This window comes from Aeromonas sp. XH, from assembly GCF_033348475.1.
GTDB lineage: Bacteria > Pseudomonadota > Gammaproteobacteria > Enterobacterales > Aeromonadaceae > Aeromonas > Aeromonas sanarellii.
Window position 1 is genome coordinate 77,501 of the sequence record NZ_CP137630.1, and the last position, 17,565, is coordinate 95,065.

At 61.9% G+C, this 17,565-nt stretch carries 16 protein-coding genes, 2 rRNA genes and 1 pseudogene (1 of these 19 running past the window's edge); 10 read left to right on the plus strand and 9 right to left on the minus strand.

Annotated elements, in window-relative coordinates:
* Positions 1-1,640: ribosomal RNA gene (locus tag R2B70_RS00345) — 23S ribosomal RNA — on the plus strand (it extends 1,249 nt beyond the left edge of the window).
* Positions 1,641-1,764: 124 nt separating this feature from the next.
* Positions 1,765-1,879: ribosomal RNA gene (gene rrf / locus R2B70_RS00350) — 5S ribosomal RNA — on the plus strand.
* Positions 1,880-1,958: 79 nt separating this feature from the next.
* On the opposite strand, the gene R2B70_RS00355 is transcribed toward rrf, so the two are convergent.
* The 3 genes from R2B70_RS00355 to ilvY form a co-directional block, all read right to left on the minus strand.
* Positions 1,959-4,538: a bifunctional acetate--CoA ligase family protein/GNAT family N-acetyltransferase gene (locus R2B70_RS00355; protein WP_318162358.1), complete on the minus strand. Its 2,580-nt coding sequence runs from the start codon at positions 4,536-4,538 to the stop codon at positions 1,959-1,961.
* Positions 4,539-4,628: 90 nt separating this feature from the next.
* On the minus strand, positions 4,629-4,820 hold the full coding sequence (locus R2B70_RS00360) for a hypothetical protein (protein ID WP_318162359.1): 192 nt from the start codon (positions 4,818-4,820) through the stop codon (positions 4,629-4,631).
* 95 nt (positions 4,821-4,915) lie between these two features.
* Complete coding sequence (gene ilvY, locus R2B70_RS00365; protein ID WP_318162360.1) at positions 4,916-5,809, minus strand: HTH-type transcriptional activator IlvY; 894 nt, start codon at positions 5,807-5,809, stop codon at positions 4,916-4,918.
* Positions 5,810-6,022: 213 nt separating this feature from the next.
* Between ilvY and ilvC the strand changes: the two genes are divergently transcribed.
* The gene (ilvC, locus tag R2B70_RS00370) at positions 6,023-7,504 is read left to right on the plus strand and encodes a ketol-acid reductoisomerase (protein ID WP_318162361.1); all 1,482 of its coding nucleotides are present in this window, start codon (positions 6,023-6,025) and stop codon (positions 7,502-7,504) included.
* A 257-nt stretch (positions 7,505-7,761) separates the two neighbouring features.
* On the opposite strand, the gene pgi is transcribed toward ilvC, so the two are convergent.
* Positions 7,762-9,411 (minus strand): glucose-6-phosphate isomerase, encoded by a 1,650-nt coding sequence (pgi, locus tag R2B70_RS00375; protein WP_318162362.1) that lies wholly within the window; start codon positions 9,409-9,411, stop codon positions 7,762-7,764.
* Between the two features lie 413 nt (positions 9,412-9,824).
* On the opposite strand from pgi, the gene R2B70_RS00380 reads away from it, so the two are divergent.
* Entirely contained in the window at positions 9,825-10,013 is a 189-nt protein-coding gene (locus R2B70_RS00380; protein WP_318162363.1) for a holin, read from the plus strand.
* A gap of 123 nt (positions 10,014-10,136) precedes the next feature.
* Here the strand turns inward: R2B70_RS00380 and R2B70_RS00385 are convergent, their stop codons facing one another.
* From R2B70_RS00385 to coaBC, 5 genes and pseudogenes are all read right to left on the minus strand, one after another.
* Positions 10,137-10,970, minus strand: a complete 834-nt coding sequence (locus R2B70_RS00385) for a mechanosensitive ion channel domain-containing protein (RefSeq protein ID WP_318162364.1) — start codon at positions 10,968-10,970, stop codon at positions 10,137-10,139.
* Between the two features lie 170 nt (positions 10,971-11,140).
* A pseudogene (locus R2B70_RS20165) lies at positions 11,141-11,215 on the minus strand (nucleoid occlusion factor SlmA); the annotation flags it as partial.
* A 34-nt stretch (positions 11,216-11,249) separates the two neighbouring features.
* Positions 11,250-11,846, minus strand: coding sequence for a nucleoid occlusion factor SlmA (slmA, locus tag R2B70_RS00390; RefSeq protein ID WP_042078227.1), 597 nt, complete (start codon positions 11,844-11,846; stop codon positions 11,250-11,252).
* Between the two features lie 69 nt (positions 11,847-11,915).
* Positions 11,916-12,374, minus strand: coding sequence for a dUTP diphosphatase (dut, locus tag R2B70_RS00395; protein ID WP_010676116.1), 459 nt, complete (start codon positions 12,372-12,374; stop codon positions 11,916-11,918).
* A 90-nt stretch (positions 12,375-12,464) separates the two neighbouring features.
* The gene (gene coaBC, locus R2B70_RS00400; RefSeq protein WP_318162365.1) at positions 12,465-13,667 is read right to left on the minus strand and encodes a bifunctional phosphopantothenoylcysteine decarboxylase/phosphopantothenate--cysteine ligase CoaBC; all 1,203 of its coding nucleotides are present in this window, start codon (positions 13,665-13,667) and stop codon (positions 12,465-12,467) included.
* 147 nt (positions 13,668-13,814) lie between these two features.
* Between coaBC and radC the strand changes: the two genes are divergently transcribed.
* The 6 genes from radC (at position 13,815) to R2B70_RS00430 (ending at position 17,477) form a co-directional block, all read left to right on the plus strand.
* Entirely contained in the window at positions 13,815-14,489 is a 675-nt protein-coding gene (gene radC / locus R2B70_RS00405) for a RadC family protein (RefSeq protein ID WP_318162366.1), read from the plus strand.
* A 136-nt stretch (positions 14,490-14,625) separates the two neighbouring features.
* Positions 14,626-14,862: a 50S ribosomal protein L28 gene (gene rpmB / locus R2B70_RS00410; RefSeq protein ID WP_005307492.1), complete on the plus strand. Its 237-nt coding sequence runs from the start codon at positions 14,626-14,628 to the stop codon at positions 14,860-14,862.
* An 11-nt stretch (positions 14,863-14,873) separates the two neighbouring features.
* Positions 14,874-15,041 (plus strand): 50S ribosomal protein L33, encoded by a 168-nt coding sequence (gene rpmG / locus R2B70_RS00415; RefSeq protein ID WP_005323752.1) that lies wholly within the window; start codon positions 14,874-14,876, stop codon positions 15,039-15,041.
* Between the two features lie 90 nt (positions 15,042-15,131).
* Complete coding sequence (locus tag R2B70_RS00420) at positions 15,132-15,587, plus strand: hypothetical protein (RefSeq protein WP_042078225.1); 456 nt, start codon at positions 15,132-15,134, stop codon at positions 15,585-15,587.
* A gap of 27 nt (positions 15,588-15,614) precedes the next feature.
* Positions 15,615-16,427, plus strand: a complete 813-nt coding sequence (gene mutM / locus R2B70_RS00425) for a bifunctional DNA-formamidopyrimidine glycosylase/DNA-(apurinic or apyrimidinic site) lyase (protein WP_318162367.1) — start codon at positions 15,615-15,617, stop codon at positions 16,425-16,427.
* 177 nt (positions 16,428-16,604) lie between these two features.
* Complete coding sequence (locus R2B70_RS00430; RefSeq protein ID WP_318163307.1) at positions 16,605-17,477, plus strand: VirK/YbjX family protein; 873 nt, start codon at positions 16,605-16,607, stop codon at positions 17,475-17,477.
* Positions 17,478-17,565: the final 88 nt, after the last annotated feature.

Sequence of the window (17,565 nt, forward strand, 5' to 3'; positions counted from 1 at the left end):
AAGTAACGATAAAGGGGGTGAAAAGCCTCCTCGCCGGAAGACCAAGGGTTCCTGTCCAACGTTAATCGGGGCAGGGTGAGTCGACCCCTAAGGCGAGGCCGAAAGGCGTAGTCGATGGGAAGCAGGTTAATATTCCTGCACGACTTGTAATTGCGATGGGGGGACGGAGAAGGCTAGGTGGGCCAGGCGACGGTTGTCCTGGTGAAAGTGCGTAGGTGGTGTTTCTAGGCAAATCCGGAGACACAACACTGAGACACGAGACGAACGCACCACGGTGCGGAAGCCATTGATGCCCTGCTTCCAGGAAAAGCCTCTAAGCTTCAGATTACAAGTCATCGTACCCCAAACCGACACAGGTGGTCGGGTAGAGAATACCAAGGCGCTTGAGAGAACTCGGGTGAAGGAACTAGGCAAAATAGAACCGTAACTTCGGGAGAAGGTTCGCTCTTGTTGGTGAAGTCCCTTGCGGATGGAGCTGACGGGAGTCGCAGTGACCAGATGGCTGGGACTGTTTATCAAAAACACAGCACTCTGCAAACACGAAAGTGGACGTATAGGGTGTGACACCTGCCCGGTGCCGGAAGGTTAATTGATGGGGTTAGCGCAAGCGAAGCTCTTGATCGAAGCCCCGGTAAACGGCGGCCGTAACTATAACGGTCCTAAGGTAGCGAAATTCCTTGTCGGGTAAGTTCCGACCTGCACGAATGGTGTAACCATGGCCATGCTGTCTCCACCCGAGACTCAGTGAAATCGAATTCGCCGTGAAGATGCGGTGTACCCGCGGCTAGACGGAAAGACCCCGTGAACCTTTACTACAGCTTGGCACTGAACATTGAACCTACATGTGTAGGATAGGTGGGAGGCTTTGAAGGCGTGACGCCAGTTGCGCTGGAGCCGTCCTTGAAATACCACCCTTGTATGTTTGATGTTCTAACGCAGGGCCCTGAATCGGGCTCGCGGACAGTGCCTGGTGGGTAGTTTGACTGGGGCGGTCTCCTCCCAAAGAGTAACGGAGGAGCACGAAGGTTGGCTAATCCTGGTCGGACATCAGGAGGTTAGTGCAATGGCATAAGCCAGCTTAACTGCGAGACGGACAGGTCGAGCAGGTACGAAAGTAGGTCATAGTGATCCGGTGGTTCTGAATGGAAGGGCCATCGCTCAACGGATAAAAGGTACTCCGGGGATAACAGGCTGATACCGCCCAAGAGTTCATATCGACGGCGGTGTTTGGCACCTCGATGTCGGCTCATCACATCCTGGGGCTGAAGTCGGTCCCAAGGGTATGGCTGTTCGCCATTTAAAGTGGTACGCGAGCTGGGTTCAGAACGTCGTGAGACAGTTCGGTCCCTATCTGCCGTGGGCGTTGGATGATTGAAGGGAGTTGCTCCTAGTACGAGAGGACCGGAGTGAACGAACCTCTGGTGTTCGGGTTGTCACGCCAGTGGCACTGCCCGGTAGCTAAGTTCGGAATCGATAACCGCTGAAAGCATCTAAGCGGGAAGCGAGCCCTGAGATGAGTCATCCCTGACCCCTTGAGGGTCCTAAAGGGCCGTTGGAGACCACAACGTTGATAGGTGGGGTGTGTAAGCGCGGCGACGTGTTGAGCTAACCCATACTAATTACCCGTGAGGCTTAACCATACAACACCCAAGAAGTGTTCGAAGACTTGTAGCAAGTGCATGAACTACTTACAAATTCAGTGGTAATGACAAAGCAAACTAGCCGAGTTGTTATTCACGTCAGCTTTCTGGATTGAAGAATTTGCCTGGCGGCAATAGCGCAGTGGAACCACCTGACCCCATGCCGAACTCAGAAGTGAAACGCTGTAGCGCCGATGGTAGTGTGGCATTCGCCATGCGAGAGTAGGACACTGCCAGGCACCCAACACGAAGAACCCCGCTCATTTGAGCGGGGTTTTTTATTGCCTGAAATTCTTCATCTCTTCCATTTTCTGTACGTTATGCCCCTTCGACCCACTCCGCACAGGGCAGCACCATATTGACGACGCCATCTTCCAGCTGGATGTCTATGTGGAAGCCAAGGCGCTTGGCCAGGTTGATCATGCCGCGGTTGCTGGGCATGGTCATGCCCGACAGCTGAACTATGCCGCGCTCTCTGGCATAGCGCACTATCTTCTCCATCATCAGCTTGCCAAGCCCCAGCCCCTTCAGGTCGGAACGTACCAGGATGGCAAACTCGGCATCGCTCAGATCCGGCGTCGAGATAGCGCGTACCACCCCTAAGATCTGCTCTTTCCGTTTCCCATCCTGCCCCACGGCGACAAAGGCCATCTCCCGGTCGTAATCAATCTGGGTCATACGGGCCAGCTCCTCATGGCCCAGCTCCCCTACATCGGCGAAGAAGCGCTTGTACCTGTCTTCGTCGGAGACTTGCAGCACGAACTGCTTGTGGGCCGGTTCGTCCTCCGGCCGGATCGGGCGAAGCAGCACATGGCTCTGATCCTTGAGCCAGGCGCCCTCCTCCAGCTCGGTGGGATAGGGACGAATGGCCAGCGGCAACATCGGTTGTCCCTTTTCCATCAACACCAGGCGGGCATCCAGGATCACCATCTCTTCGCCGCAGGCCTGCAGCGGGTGCAGATCCAGCTCCTGGATTTCGGGGAAGGCCAACAGCAGCTCGGACAGTTGGCACAACACCTGGCCGAGGGCGTCGATATCGAGCCGTACCGGGCTGGCCTGCTCGCGGATCTTGCCGTCCTTGAGGGCGCCGATGATCTGGTAGCGCGCCAGCGCCTGGTTGAGGGGCGGCAGGGCGGCGACCATCTCGCGGGGCTCGGCGCCGGATTCCCCGAGCAGGATGACGGGGCCGAACACGGGATCCTGCTGCAGGCGGATCCGCAGCTCCAGCCCGCCGCTGCGGCGGGCCATGCGCTGTACCAGCAAGCCCTCGATGCGGGCGCCGGGATCGTGCTGGCGTACCCTGTCCAGGATGGCGTCCGCCGCCTGGGCGACCTCCGCCGAGGTGCGCAGATTCAACATGACGCCGTGTACTTCGGACTTATGGGCGATGTCGGGGGAGCGCAACTTCACCGCCACCGGGTAGCCTATCTGCTCCGCCGTCAATGCGGCCTCGATGGCATCGGAGACAATCCAGGTGGACAGGGTGGAGAGCCCGGCGGCCTGCAAGATGGGGTGAGCGAGGTGGGTATCCAGCACGCGCTGCTGGCGATCCAGCGCCTGCCGGAGCAGTTGCTGGCAGCGCTCGACATCGAGCCTGTCCCCGTGCAGAGAGGCCGGGGTTTCCATCAGCTGCTTCTGGTTGCGGCGGTATTCCACCATGTGCATGAAGGCGGTAACGGCACTCTCCGGAGTGCGATAGGTGGGGATCCCCGCCTCGTTGAACAGGCGACGCCCCTCCTGGGCGGAGTATTCCCCCGCCCAGTTGGTCAGGATATTGAAGCGTCTGGCCCTGGGATGCTGCCTGATAAAGGCGATCAGCTCGTGTGCCAGTGTCACACCGCGGGCGGTCAGCGATGGGGCGTGGATCAGCAGGATGGCGTCGGCGCCTTCCCCTTGCAACAGAGTTTCCAGCGCGCTCTTGTAGGCCTCGATATCGGCATCGCTGCCGATGTCGAGGGGCGGCATCGCCAGCTTGCCCCCCCGAGACAGCAGGACGTCTGCTGCCATGTTGGCGAGGCCGCGCCCATTGGAGAGGATGGCGAGCCGCTCCCCCTTGAGCGTCAGGGAGTGGCTCAGGGTCTCGACGGTGGCAAACAGCTCGTGGGTGTCCCGCACCCGCAACATGCCGGCGCGGCGGATGGCGGCGTCATAGACGTTGTCGAGGCCGTTGGCCGGGTCGTGCCGGCCGCTCTTGAGCACCAGGATGGGCTTGTTGCGCGAGGCGGCGCGGGCGGCGGAGAGAAAGTGCCTCGCATCGTGCAGCTTGTCCATGTAGATCAGGATGGCGCGGGTTGCCCCGTCGCGGGAGAGCTGATCCAGCAGTTGACCGAAGTCGATGTCGCAGTGATCACCAAGGGAGATGAAGGCCGAGAAGCCGATCTCGCGCTGCTTGGCCCAGTCGAGGATGGTGGTGCTGACCGCAGCGGACTGGGAGAGAAACGCCACCTGCCCCGGGGTGGCGGCAATGGGCGAGAAGCTGGCGTTGATCCCCTGGCCCGGCAGCAGCATGCCCATGCTGTTGGGACCGAGCAGGCGGATGCCGTATTGCCGGCACAGTTGCTTGAGCCGCAGGCGATCCTCAGGTGAGAACTGGGCAGCCAGTATGATGGCGGCCCCGGTTCCCTTCTTGCCGAGCTCCTCGATAAGCGGCAACACCCGTTCGCGCCGGGTGCAGACGATGGCGAGATCGGGGGCGAGGGGCAGGCTGGCGATATCGGGATAGGCGAGTACCCCTGCGACGGCCCGGCTGTGAGGTGCAACCGGCAATACGGGGCCCTTGAACTGGCCTGCCAGCAGGTGCCTGATGACCACATGGCCGGCCTTCTGCGGATCGCCGGAGGCGCCGATGACGGCGATAGAGTGAGGTTTGAAGAGGCGATCCAGGCCGCTTGGTTTCATGGGCACTCCTCGTGGCGACCCCCGGGGCGAGGGTGACGGATGGTGCCAGTCTAATACGCTTTGCGTGCGCGATCTGTGACCGATTGCGGATCACGATCGGGCCAGGGTATTGGCGCGCAGATAAAAGCGCAGCTCGCCCTGAATGCATTGCACCGTGGCCAGGTGCCTGTCCTGCAAATAGATCTCCTGTTCCCGATCGAGTTCATGGCGCTGGACCCCGAGGCTTTGCAGATATTCTGCGAACAGGATGGCACTCCGGATTTCGACAAGATGCTGGCTCACGCTCTATCCCCTGATGGTGGCTGTATGTGGCGGCCAGTTTCTCCTCTTCTACCCGGCTTTCATACTGACACATTTGACACCGACCCGTTGCGGGCTCAGCGTGCACCGTTCTGGCCGCGCGCCGTATCCCAGAAGGCGCGGATCAGCGGCTCCTCCAGCCGTTTCTTCTGTACGGCGATGCCCACATCGAATGGCTTGAGGGCGGGTTTGGGCTCGACGATACGCACCTTGTCCCCCATGGGACTGTGATCGATCACGGCGGCGGGAACCACGCCAACGCCGAAGCCGAGCGCTACCATGGCGACTATGCCCTCGTTGCCCGCCACCTCGGCGTAGAGGTTGGGGGCTATCCCCTTGTTGCGCAGCCACTGATCGCAGCGTTTTCTGGCCAGCCCCTGCTCGGAGAGGATGAGGGGCAGCCGCTCCCAGTCTGGCTCGCCCTGCTGGAACCACTGGCTCGACTGCGGGGAGGCCCGGGGGGCGATAAAGACCAGCGGGACTTGCTGCAGGCTGGCAAATTCCAGCTTGGAGGAGAGGGCGTCCGGCCGCGCGGCGATGGCCAGATCGGCCTCGTCCGCCAGGATCTTGTCCACCGCCAGCGCCGGGTCGCCGGTTTCCAGCTTGATCTCCAGCTGGGGATAGCGGCGGCGGAAGCGCTCCAGCACCTCGGGCAGCAGGAAGTAGCTTGCAGTCACCGAGCAGAAGACCCGAAGCCGGCCCTGCAGCGTTTCGTCGCTGCGCTTGAGCTCCTGTCTGAGTCGGCGCCACTCCTGCAACAGGCTGCCGCCAAACTCCCGCAACTTCTCGCCCGCAGGGGTGAGCCGCACCGAGCGATTGTCCCGCTCGAACAGCACGCAGCCGGTCTCCTGCTCCAGCCGCTGGATGGCGCGGCTCAGGGTGGAGGGGCTGACCGCCATGGCGTCGGCGCTCTTGCCGAAATGGAGGGAGTCGGCGAGGTGGAGAAACAGCTCGAGATTGCGAAGATCCATCTTTCAATTCCTGCTAAGGCGTGTAGTGGCGACGGCGTTCGTGGTTCCTTGCGCTCTGTGGCGGCGAAACGGGGCGAGATTGCGGCGTCTCACATTTCAATAAATGCAACGTACTGTTTCGAATATATCAGTTCAGGCAATAAGTGTCCCACGCTATAGTGGTTTGGACAACGCCGTTACCCGGCATGGAATCAATCGAACGGAGCAATCACCATGGCTAACTATTTCAACACCCTGAACCTGCGTCAGCAGTTGGCCCAGCTGGGCAAGTGTCGTTTCATGCAGCGCGAGGAGTTCGCGGACGGCTGCAACGTGCTCAAGGGCAAGAAGGTGGTGATTGTGGGCTGTGGTGCCCAGGGTCTGAACCAGGGCCTGAACATGCGCGACTCCGGGCTGGACATCTCCTACGCCCTGCGCAAGGCCGCCATCACCGAGAAGCGCGCCTCCTGGCAGAAGGCCACCGACAACGGCTTCGCGGTCGGCACCTATGAAGAGCTGATCCCGACCGCCGATCTGGTGCTGAACCTGACCCCGGACAAGCAGCACTCCGACGTGGTGAAAACCGTGATGCCGCTGATGAAACAAGGCGCCGCACTGGGCTACTCCCACGGCTTCAACGTGGTGGAAGAGGGTCAGCAGATCCGCGCCGACCTCACCGTCGTGATGGTGGCGCCCAAGTGCCCGGGTACCGAAGTGCGTGAAGAGTACAAGCGTGGCTTCGGCGTGCCGACCCTGATCGCCGTGCACCCGGAGAACGATCCCCAGGGTGAGGGCATGGCCATCGCCAAGGCCTGGGCCTCCGCTACCGGCGGCGACCGTGCCGGCGTGCTGGAATCCTCCTTCGTGGCGGAAGTGAAATCCGACCTGATGGGCGAGCAGACCATCCTGTGCGGCATGCTGCAGGCCGGCTCCCTGCTCTGCTACGACAAGCTGGTTGCCGAAGGGACCGACCCGGCCTATGCCGGCAAGCTGATCCAGTTCGGCTGGGAGACCATCACCGAAGCCCTGAAGCAGGGTGGCATCAGCCTGATGATGGACCGTCTGTCCAATCCGGCCAAGCTGCGTGCCTTCGAGCTCTCCGAGCAGCTCAAGACCCTGATGCGCCCGCTGTTCGAGAAGCACATGGACGACATCATCGCCGGTGAATTCTCCCGCGGCATGATGGCCGACTGGGCCGAAGACGACGCCAAGCTGTTCGGCTGGCGCGAAGAGACCGGCAAGTCCGCCTTCGAGAATGCCCCGGCCTATGCAGGCAAGATTGCCGAGCAGGAGTACTTCGACAATGGCGTGGTGATGGTGGCCATGGTCAAGGCGGGTGTCGAGCTGGCGTTCGAAACCATGGTGGCCTCCGGTATCTACGAGGAGTCTGCCTACTACGAATCCCTGCACGAGCTGCCGCTGATCGCCAACACAGTTGCCCGCAAGCGTCTGTACGAGATGAACGTGGTCATCTCCGACACCGCGGAGTACGGCAACTACCTGTTCGCCAACGCCGCCGTGCCGCTCCTGCGCGAGCACTTTATGCCGACCCTTCAGGCTGGCGATTTGGGCAGTGCCCATGCCGAGAGCAAGGCCGTGGACAACCTGGCGCTGCTGGCCGCCAACGAGGCGACCCGCAATCACCCCATCGAGAAGATCGGCCAGACCCTGCGCGGCTACATGAAAGACATGAAGCGCATCGCAGTCGGCGGCTAATCTGGCATGACCCGCAACCATGCCAGGTGCGAGAAGATCGGCCAGACCCTGCGTGGCTACATGAAGGACATGAAGCGCATTGCCGTCGGCGGTTAAGCCTTCACCGCGCTGTATCAGAAGGGGCGGGGGTGACGATCCCCGTCTTCTGGCTGGCTTAGGCACCTGGCCAGATCTCCAAAGGATGGCAACACCGGTATCCGGCAATAAAAAGCCCCGCTCATCGAGCGGGGCTTTTGCGTTCAGGAAGGCGTGAGCGATCAGGCCTTCCAGGCTTTCCAAGTGTTGATCAGACCGTTGGTGGAGGCGTCGTGGCTGGTGACGGCCTCGTCGTTGCCCAGCTCCGGCAGGATCTTGTTGGCCAGCTGCTTGCCCAGCTCCACGCCCCACTGGTCGAAGCTGAAGATGTTCCAGATAGCGCCCTGCACGAAGATCTTGTGCTCGTACATGGCGATCAGGGAGCCGAGGGTTTTCGGGGTCAGCTGCTTGAACAGGATGCTGTTGGTCGGGCGGTTGCCCTCGAACACCTTGAACGGCACCAGATCCTTGACCTGCTCCAGCGTCTTGCCGGCGGCCAGGAACTCGGCTTCCACCGCTTCCTTGCTCTTGCCGAAGGCCAGTGCCTCGGTCTGGGCGAAGAAGTTCGCCAGGAGCTTCGGATGGTGATCGCCGATGGGGTTGTGGCTGATGGCCGGCGCCAGGAAGTCGCAGGGGATCAGCTTGGTGCCCTGGTGGATCAGCTGGTAGAAGGCGTGCTGGCCGTTGGTGCCCGGCTCACCCCAGATGATGGGGCCGGTCTGGTAGTCGACCGGGTTGCCGTCGCGATCCACGTACTTGCCGTTGGACTCCATGTTGCCCTGCTGGAAGTAGGCCGGGAAGCGGTGCATGTACTGATCGTACGGCAGGATGGCCTCGGATTCGGCGCCATGGAAGTTGTTGTACCAGAGGCCGATCAGGGCCAGCAGCACCGGCACGTTCTGCTCATAGGCGGCGGTTGCGAAGTGCATGTCCATCTCGAAGGCGCCTTGCAGCAGGGCCTCGAAGTACTCGAAGCCGAGGGAGAGGGCGATGGGCATGCCGATGGCGGACCAGGAAGAGTAACGACCGCCGACCCAGTCCCAGAACTCGAACATGTTGTCGGTGTCGATGCCGAACTCGGCCACGGCCTTGCCGTTGGTGGAAAGGGCGGCGAAGTGCTTGGCGACGTGCGCCTTGTCACCGGCGTGGCCGAGGAACCAGTCGCGGGCGGTCAGGGCGTTGGTCATGGTCTCCTGGGTGGTGAAGGTCTTGGAGGCCACCAGGAACAGGGTGGTTTCCGCATCAATCTTTTTGAGCGTCTCGGCGATGTGGGTGCCGTCGACGTTGGAGACGAAGTGCATCTCCAGATGGTTTTTATAGGGACGCAGCGCCTCGGTGATCATCACAGGGCCGAGATCCGAGCCGCCGATGCCGATGTTGACCACGTGCTGGATCGGTTTGCCGGTGTAACCCTTCCACTCGCCGCCGATGACCTTCTCGCAGAAGCCCTTCATCTTGGCCAGCACGGCGTTCACTTCCGGCATCACGTCCTTGCCATCCACCTCGATGGGGCGGTCGGAGCGGTTGCGCAGGGCGGTGTGCAGCACGGCACGCCCTTCGGTCATGTTGATCTTGTCGCCGTTGAACATGGCGTCGATGGCGCTGCGCAGGTCGGTCTCGTTGGCCAGGTTCACCAGCAGCTTGAGGGTCTCCTCGGTGATCAGGTTCTTGGAGTAGTCGACCAGGATGTCGCCACCGAAGGTGAGGGAAAATTTGTCGAAACGCTTGGGATCCTGTGCGAACAGATCCTTGAGCCGAGTCTCTTTGTTAGCTGCAAAGTGGGCTTCCAGCGCCTGCCAGGCCTGGGTCCGGGTTGGATTGATGTTTTTCATAGGATTATCAGTCTTCCAAGTTGTGTTTGAACCTTGCAGGCAAGGCCCCGCCAAACCTTATTATTCGAGCACTATGCCGGGCCTATTATACCGGGCTCATTGTGCGGTCCGTGTAACAGAGCTTTACCAATTGTCTGTCGTCGAAGGAGTTTACAACCAAAACGCGGTGATTATGAGTCACCCATGGCGGCCGGATCTTGCGTTTGCGCATGCTTGGCACGGCTTCTCCCGGGTGAAAGGGCTTTCAGTCCGGGGGCGGGGAGGTGCAGCCTCCATCCCGGTGAAAGGCCACAGACAATACACCTTTTCGTCGATTTTATGCGCAAACGCAAACTTGCTCCGTCCGGAGCCGGTTATCATCCGGTCAGATGGACGATGCTCCCAGGGATGGCTGTTGGAACGAGGAGATCGACATGAAACGCGTACTGTCCCTGTTTGCCCTTAGCCTGATTGCCACCGGCCTCATCGGCCTGCTGACCCTGGCATTGACCACGGCCGCCCCGACCCTGGAGATACGGGTGCTGGCGGTCATGGGGGCCGTGCTGGGTGGCTATGTGCTGGTGCAGCCGTTGCTCAACCGGTTGGCACACCGGCTGGTTTGAGTGCGGCCCGGCCGCGGGTTGCCCACGGGAGGCCCGTAGCCGATCCCGGTGGCCGGCTCGGCCGGGATCCACAAACAACAATGCCAGCCCGAAGGCTGGCATTGGATCATCACGCCGTGCGAATTACTGCGGCTTTTGCATGTGCATGACCATCTGCGGGAAGGGGATCTCGATGCCTTCGGCGTCGAAGGTCAGCTTCACCTTCTCGTGGAAGTCGAACCAGACGCCCCAGTAGTCGCCGGTCTTGACCCAGGGGCGCACGACTATGTTGACCGAGGAGTCGGCCAGGGCGGCGACGGCGATGGTGGCCTCGGGATCCTTCAGGATGCGTGGCTCTTCGCTCACCAGATGCTCCAGGATCTGCTTGGCCTTGCGCAGGTCGGAGCCGTAACCGATGCCGAAGGTCATGTCGACGCGGCGGGTGTCCATGCGCGAATAGTTGACTATGGTGCCGTTGAGGATGGCGGAGTTCGGCACCACCACCATCTTGTTGTCACCCGAGGTGAGGGTGGTGGTGAACAGCTGCACAGATTGTACGACCCCCGCTGTCCCCGCGACCTCGATAAATTCCCCCGCCTTGATGGGGCGGAAGATGATCAGCAGGAAACCGGCGGCGAAGTTGGAGAGGGACCCCTGCAGCGCCAGACCGATGGCCAGGCCGGCGGCACCTATGATGGCCACGAAGGAGGCGGTCTGTACCCCGACCCTGCCCAGCGCGGCAATCACCACGAACACCAGTATGGTGTACTTGAGGATGCTGCCGACGAAGTGGGTGACCGTGGTATCCAGCTTGCGGGCCTGCATCACCTTGACCGCGCCACCGCTGAGGATGTTGGCGGCGATGTAACCGATCAGCAGGGTGAGCAGGGCGGCGGCAATGTTGACCGCATACTCGATGATCAGTCCCTGGTTGTTGACCAGCCAGGTCTGTGCTTCGGTAATGATCTCGGGTTCCATAAGGTATCCTGTTGCTCTAAAGGTGGATGGCGCGTGAATCTAACACCGACGCGCGACAGCCTGGGTCGCATCTGGTGCTCATCATTTCTTTTGTGCCACAAAAAACAAGGGAGGCCAAGGCCTCCCTCCGTGTTCCAGTCCACCTGCGTCGGGTGATCCGGCCCTCTGACTCAGCTTTGCAATAGCTGGCTGCGCATAAACTGCCACTGGTCTTCAAACCCGGCGGTGGGCTTGAGCTTGAACTCGGGGCGGACGCATCGGGTGATCCGGCCCTCTGACTCAGCTTTGCAATAGCTGGCTGCGCATAAACTGCCACTGGTCTTCAAACCCGGCGGTGGGCTTAAGCTTGAACTCGGAACGAACGAACTGGCTGATGCGGCCCTCCGCATAGGCGAGCAGCAGGTTGGCCAGCATGGTCTCGTCGAGCTGGAAGCCCTGGCCTTCCCGCAGCCGCTTCTCCCGCAGCGCCTGTTTGAGCTGGGTTTCCAGCTTGTCGAACAGGATGCTGATGCGATCCCGCAGCCGATCGTGTTCCCCCAGCAGGGCATCGCCGTTGAGGATGCGGGTAATGCCCGGGTTGCGCTCGGCGAACACCAGCAACAGCTGCAGTATGTGGTGGCAGCGGGCCATGGTGTCCTTCTCTTCGGCCATGATCAGGTTGACCCGTGACAGCAGGGAATCCTCGATGAAGTCGATCAGCCCCTCGAACATCCTCGCCTTGCTGGGAAAATGCCGGTAGAGGGCCGCCTCGGACACGCCCACTTCGGCCGCCAGGCGTGCCGTGGTGATGCGCTGGCCCGGGCTGGTTTCCAGCATGTGGGCGAGTGCCTGCAGGATCTGATCGCGCCGACTCTGTTTCTGGTTACTGCTTGCCATGGATTCCCCTAAAAAAACAATGGCTTGATTCTGTTATTTGGCACCGGCCCCGGGGCCGGTGTGGTCTTGTTATTGGCGACCAGAAGAACCAAACCCGCCTTCACCTCGTTCACTCTGATTGAATTCGTCGACCAGCTGGAAGCTGGCCTGGACCACCGGCAGGATCACCAGCTGGGCGATGCGCTCGCCGGGCTGCATGGTGAAGCTGTCGTTGCCGCGGTTCCATACCGAGACCATCAGCTGGCCCTGGTAATCGGAGTCGATGAGGCCCACCAGGTTGCCCAGCACGATGCCGTGCTTATGGCCGAGACCGGAGCGGGGCAAGATGGTGGCGCACAGACCCGGATCCTGGATGTGGATGGCCAGCCCGGTCGGCACCAGCGTGGTGTCGCCGGGGGCCAGGGTCAGCGGGGCATCCAGCAGGGCGCGCAGGTCCATGCCGGCGGAACCCGGGGTGGCGTAGGCGGGCAGCGGGAAGTCGGTGCCGATGCGGGCATCCAGGATTTTCAGTTCAATTTGTGTCGTCATGAATATCGTTCAATTGGATCGCCGGGCGATCGGGTGGTTCAGCGGGTGCCCGCGGGGCACCCGGCATGTTCAACGGGCCCGGGAGAGGGCTTAAGGTCGATAGTGGCGTGCGATCAGGGCGACCAGATGACGAGCCAGCGTCAGCTTATCGGCCAGGGGCAGTGCGGCTTGACCCCCCTGCCAGAAGACGGTCAGGGCGTTGTCATCGGCATTGAAGCCCTGGCCGGCACGGGACACATCGTTGGCGGCGATCATGTCCAGCCGCTTACGTCGAAGTTTGTCGAGGGCGTATTGTTCCACATCCACGGTTTCGGCGGCAAATCCGACGGTGAAGGGTTTGTCTGACAAGGCTCCCACATCGGCGATGATGTCGGGGTTCTTGACTAGGGTCAGCGCCATCTGGTCGTTGTCGCCGCTCTTCTTGATCTTCTGGCTGGCCACCTGGGCGGGGCGATAGTCCGCCACGGCGGCGCAGCCGATAAAGAGGTCGCACTGGCCGACCCGGCTCATCACCGCCTCATGCATCTGCAAGGCGCTCTCCACGTCGACCCGCTCAACCCCCAGGGGCGTTGGCAGGGCGACCGGGCCGCTCACCAGGGTCACCTCGGCGCCCGCCTCACGGGCGGCGCGGGCGATGGCATAGCCCATCTTGCCGGAGCTGTGGTTGCTGATGTAGCGCACCGGATCCAGCGCCTCGCGGGTCGGCCCCGCGGTCAGCAGCAGCCTGACCCCCGCCAGCAGTGGTTCGGCGGCGAGCTGCTGGCAGCAGCGCTCCACCAGGTCGAGGGGATCCAGCATGCGGCCCGGGCCCACGTCGCCGCAGGCCTGGCTGCCGGAATCCGGCCCCCATAGCAGGATGCCGCGGCCGGCCAGGGTCTTGAGGTTGGCCTGGGTGGCGGCGTTGCGGTACATCTGCTGGTTCATGGCGGGCGCCAGGGCGACAGTCGCCGGGGTGGCGAGGCAGAGGGTGGTCAGCAGCTCGTCCGCCATGCCGGCGGCCATGCGGGCCATCAGGTTGGCGCTGGCGGGGGCGATCAGCACCAGATCGGCCCACTTGGCCAGTTCGATGTGGCCCATGCCCGCCTCGGCAGCGGGGTCCAGCAGGCTGTCGGCCACCGGGTGGCCTGAGACGGCTTGCAGGGTCAGCGGGGTGATGAACTCCTTGGCGGAGCGGGTCATCACCACTCGCACCTCGGCCCCCTGATCTTTCAGGCGACGTACCAGTTCGGCACTCTTGTAGGCGGCGATCCCGCCACTGACACCCAACAGGATGCGTTTATCGGCCAATCTCATCTGCTGCATCTCTTCCGGCTCACTCTGACTGGTCGGGTAAGATAGCACAGGCGGTGGGCGACGACAGAGGCTGACATGGGGGAGTTGTGGTCGGGCTCCCGCGATTCTTTGCTATGTTTTCTCTCAACAGTCATGAGGGAGAGACAAATGAGCATCAAGGAGTGGCCAGAGGATGAGCGCCCGCGGGAGAAGCTGCTGCGGCGCGGGGCGACGGCGCTCTCCGATGCCGAGCTGCTGGCCATCTTCCTGCGCACCGGGGTCAGCGGCCTGAGTGCGGTGGATCTCTCCCGCCAGCTGCTCAGCCAGTTTGGCTCCCTGCGGGCGCTGCTCGGGGCCGAGCAGCAGGCCTTCTGCGGGGCCCATGGGCTGGGGCCGGCCAAGTATGCCCAGTTGCAGGCGGTGCTGGAGATGAGCCGGCGTCATCTGGCCGAGCAGCTGCAGCGGGGAGAGGCGCTCACCTCGCCCCAGCTGACCCGGGACTTTCTGCAGGCCCAGTTGCGGGATCGCGAGCGGGAGGTTTTTGCGCTGTTGCTGCTCGACAACCAGCACAGGGTGGTCCGGTTCGTCGAACTTTTTTACGGTACCCTGGACTCGGCGAGCGTCTGGCCCAGGGAAATCGTGCAGATCGCGCTCAAACATAATGCAGCCGCCGTGATTCTGGCGCATAATCACCCGTCCGGCGTGGCCGAGCCCAGTCGGGCGGACCGCCAGATCACGGATCGGATCCTGGCCGCCCTGGCCCTGGTCGATATCAGAGTGCTTGATCACCTGGTGATCGGTGATGGCATCACGGTTTCTTTCGCAGAGCGTGGTTGGTTGTGACTGGGCTCTGGCACTGTATTAGTTGATCTTTGATCACGGATGCTGTATAAAATGCCGCCTTCTGTTTGCCCCGCAATCGAAGGCCAGCGGGGCAGATATTTGCTCGAGCAATGAAGTAAGATTTGGAGAGACTGACATGTCTAGAGTATGCCAAGTAACCGGCAAGCGCCCGGCAGTTGGTAACAACCGTTCGCACGCTAACAACGCTACCAAGCGTCGTTTCCTGCCGAACCTGCACACTCACCGTTTCTGGGTTGAGAGTGAAAAACGCTTCGTGAGCCTGCGCGTATCCGCAAAAGGCATGCGTATCATCGACAAGCGCGGCGTTGAAGTGGTTCTGGCTGAACTGCGTGCCAGCGGCGTTAAGGTATAAGGAATTAGATCATGGCTAAAGGTATTCGCGATAAGATTCGCCTGAACTCCAGCGCCGGTACTGGTCACTTCTATACCACTACCAAGAACAAGCGCACCATGCCCGAAAAAATGGAGATCAAGAAATTTGATCCCGTGATTCGTCAGCATGTGATCTACAAAGAAGGCAAAATCAAGTAATTACTTGGTTTCGCTGCAAAAACCCGGCCTAGTGCCGGGTTTTTTTATGGCTGGAATTCAGTACACTGCCGGTTCGAAGGGAGGCTAGCCATGTTCAAACTGAGCCGCAAAGGCTGGAACAACGTGATCATCGTGGTCGTGTTGATCGTCATTACCCTGCTGCACCGGCTGGAGCAGGCCCAGCAGGAGAACAGCGCCCAGCGACCGCGTCCGCTGTTGCCGGAGAACGCCGTGGTGCTCACCTGGCAGGGGCCGAGCTGGCAGATAGAGCGCATCGGCCAGGGCTGGCGCAGCGGGCCGGATCTCGGGCTCGACAGCGCCCGGTTGGCCGCCCGCATCGAGGCTTGGCAGGGCTGGCTGCTGCCGCCCGGCGAGGCCGTGCGCGGCACCCCGGTGACCCTCAAGATCTGGATCGCCGGTCAGAGCGATCCCGTGGAGGTGGGGCTCTATCAGGATGACGGCAAGTTTGCCGCCCTGCTGCCTCCCTCGACCTGGCTCAGCCTGAGCCAGGCGCAGTACCGTGACCTGATGCGTCCCACCCCCTGAACCCTGCTCTGAGCGAGAGGCCCGTTTATGCCCGAATTACCGGAAGTCGAAGTCAGCCGCCAGGGGATCTCGCCCTGGCTCACCGGCATCAAGGTCACCCGAGTGGTGGTGCGGGACGGCCGGTTGCGCTGGCCGGTGCCCGGCGAAATCCAGGAGCTGGTGGATCTCGTCATCCACCGGGTCCGCCGCCGCGCCAAATACCTGCTGCTGGAGACCGACTTCGGTACTGCCATCCTGCACCTCGGGATGTCCGGCAGCCTGAGGGTGCTGGACATCGGCACCCCGGCCGAGAAGCACGATCACGTGGATATCGAGCTGGCCAACGGCAAGCTGCTGCGACTCAACGATCCGCGCCGCTTCGGTGCCCTGCTGTGGACCCGCGAACCGGCCGAGGCCCACGCCCTGCTCGCCAAGCTGGGGCCGGAGCCGCTCACCGACGCCTTCAGCGCCGACTACCTGCGGGAGCGGGCCAGGGGGCGCAGCACCGCCATCAAGCAGTTCCTGATGGACAATCACGTGGTGGTCGGGGTGGGCAACATCTACGCCAACGAGGCGCTCTATGCCGCCGGCATCCACCCCAAACGGGCGGCAGGCAACATCAGCGCCGAGCGGCTGGGCACTCTGGTGAGCGAGATCAAGCGAGTGCTGACTGAAGCCATCCGCAAGGGGGGGACCACCCTCAAGGACTTCACCAGCGCCGACGGCAAGCCGGGCTATTTCGTCCAGCAGTTGCAGGTCTACGGGCGGGGCGGCCAACCCTGTTTCCACTGCCACACCCTGCTGACCGAGGTGAGGATGGGCCAGCGCACCACGGTGTTCTGCTCCCACTGCCAGCGCTGAAAGGCCGATTGTTGAGCCGGGATCGGCCAAGTTGTAAGAGAGTATTGCCAGTCTGTTGAAGCTGCGTCAGCCCATGACTACCATCTCGCCAGTTCAGGCTGCGAGGTAACAAAAATGACAGCTAAATCAATAGACTGGGATCATTTATCCCGGCAGGGGCACTATTGCGCCCAAAAAATGGCCCGCTTCCTCTATCCCGACGACAGTGCCCGCAAGACCTTCAATCGCGGCAAGTTCGTGCTGCGCAGCCTGCTCTACCGGCCGCAGCTGAACCGGGTGTTCAAACTGTTTCAGACCGAACCCCTCAGGGCCCTGCCTGCCCACCACCCCGAACTGCTCGACAAGCCGATAAGGCCCTATCGGTTCGCCTGCTCGACGGTAAACCAGAGGGTCAGGATGGTGGAGGATCACTACCGCCTGCTGCTGGGCCGTTATCCCGATCTCATCGACCCGCTCTATCTGGGGGAGGGGATCGAACTTGGCCGCTATCCCGAGGGGGATTATCGCATCGTGCTGCGCCACGACGGCACCTTTCGCCGGGAGGCGGAGCTGGCTCTCTCCATCGTCAGCGAGAAAGGCGAGCGGCTCTACAGCTGCGCCTTCTCCCTGGCGGGCAACGAGCGCGAGCTGGCGCTGGTGATAGGGTCGGTGCAGGGGCCCGAGCCCAGTGTCGCAGAGCCCCAGGGGCAGGTGCGGGCCCTGACCAGGGCGGGCCACGGCCTGAGACCCAGGTCGCTGGTGGTGATGCTGGTGCTGGCATTGGCCGGAGCCATGGGGGCAAGCCGCGTCTCGGCCGTGCGGATGAGGGCGCACATCTTCCAGGCCAGACGTTACAGCAAGAAGAAGAAAGCCTGCCTGCAGGCGGACTATGACGCCCTGTGGCAGGAGTTTGGCGCCATCGATCTGGACAGCAACTTCGTGCGGCTGCAGCCAGCCCAGCGCAAGCCGCTGGAGGAGATCGCCTCCAAGAAGAGGGCCATGTACCGGCGCCGCTACGAATGGCTCGATCTGCTGGTGCAGGGGATGGCCGGGCAGTTTGCCCGCCAGTAACCGGCAAGCTGGCCGCGGTCAACACAACGAGACTAATACAACAAGGGCTACCCGCGGGTAGCCCTTGTGCATTGTTGCCGGTGGGGGA

Coding starts and splice junctions, on each gene's coding strand:
- radC (WP_318162366.1), top strand. CDS start 13,815: ATGAGCATCAAGGAGTGGCCAGAGGATGAGCGCCCGCGGGAGAAGCTG.
- mutM (WP_318162367.1), top strand. CDS start 15,615: ATGCCCGAATTACCGGAAGTCGAAGTCAGCCGCCAGGGGATCTCGCCC.
- slmA (WP_042078227.1), bottom strand. CDS start 11,846: ATGGCAAGCAGTAACCAGAAACAGAGTCGGCGCGATCAGATCCTGCAG.
- R2B70_RS00385 (WP_318162364.1), bottom strand. CDS start 10,970: ATGGAACCCGAGATCATTACCGAAGCACAGACCTGGCTGGTCAACAAC.
- R2B70_RS00420 (WP_042078225.1), top strand. CDS start 15,132: ATGTTCAAACTGAGCCGCAAAGGCTGGAACAACGTGATCATCGTGGTC.
- pgi (WP_318162362.1), bottom strand. CDS start 9,411: ATGAAAAACATCAATCCAACCCGGACCCAGGCCTGGCAGGCGCTGGAA.
- R2B70_RS00355 (WP_318162358.1), bottom strand. CDS start 4,538: ATGAAACCAAGCGGCCTGGATCGCCTCTTCAAACCTCACTCTATCGCC.
- rpmB (WP_005307492.1), top strand. CDS start 14,626: ATGTCTAGAGTATGCCAAGTAACCGGCAAGCGCCCGGCAGTTGGTAAC.
- ilvY (WP_318162360.1), bottom strand. CDS start 5,809: ATGGATCTTCGCAATCTCGAGCTGTTTCTCCACCTCGCCGACTCCCTC.
- R2B70_RS00380 (WP_318162363.1), top strand. CDS start 9,825: ATGAAACGCGTACTGTCCCTGTTTGCCCTTAGCCTGATTGCCACCGGC.
- coaBC (WP_318162365.1), bottom strand. CDS start 13,667: ATGAGATTGGCCGATAAACGCATCCTGTTGGGTGTCAGTGGCGGGATC.
- ilvC (WP_318162361.1), top strand. CDS start 6,023: ATGGCTAACTATTTCAACACCCTGAACCTGCGTCAGCAGTTGGCCCAG.
- R2B70_RS00430 (WP_318163307.1), top strand. CDS start 16,605: ATGGCCCGCTTCCTCTATCCCGACGACAGTGCCCGCAAGACCTTCAAT.
- dut (WP_010676116.1), bottom strand. CDS start 12,374: ATGACGACACAAATTGAACTGAAAATCCTGGATGCCCGCATCGGCACC.
- rpmG (WP_005323752.1), top strand. CDS start 14,874: ATGGCTAAAGGTATTCGCGATAAGATTCGCCTGAACTCCAGCGCCGGT.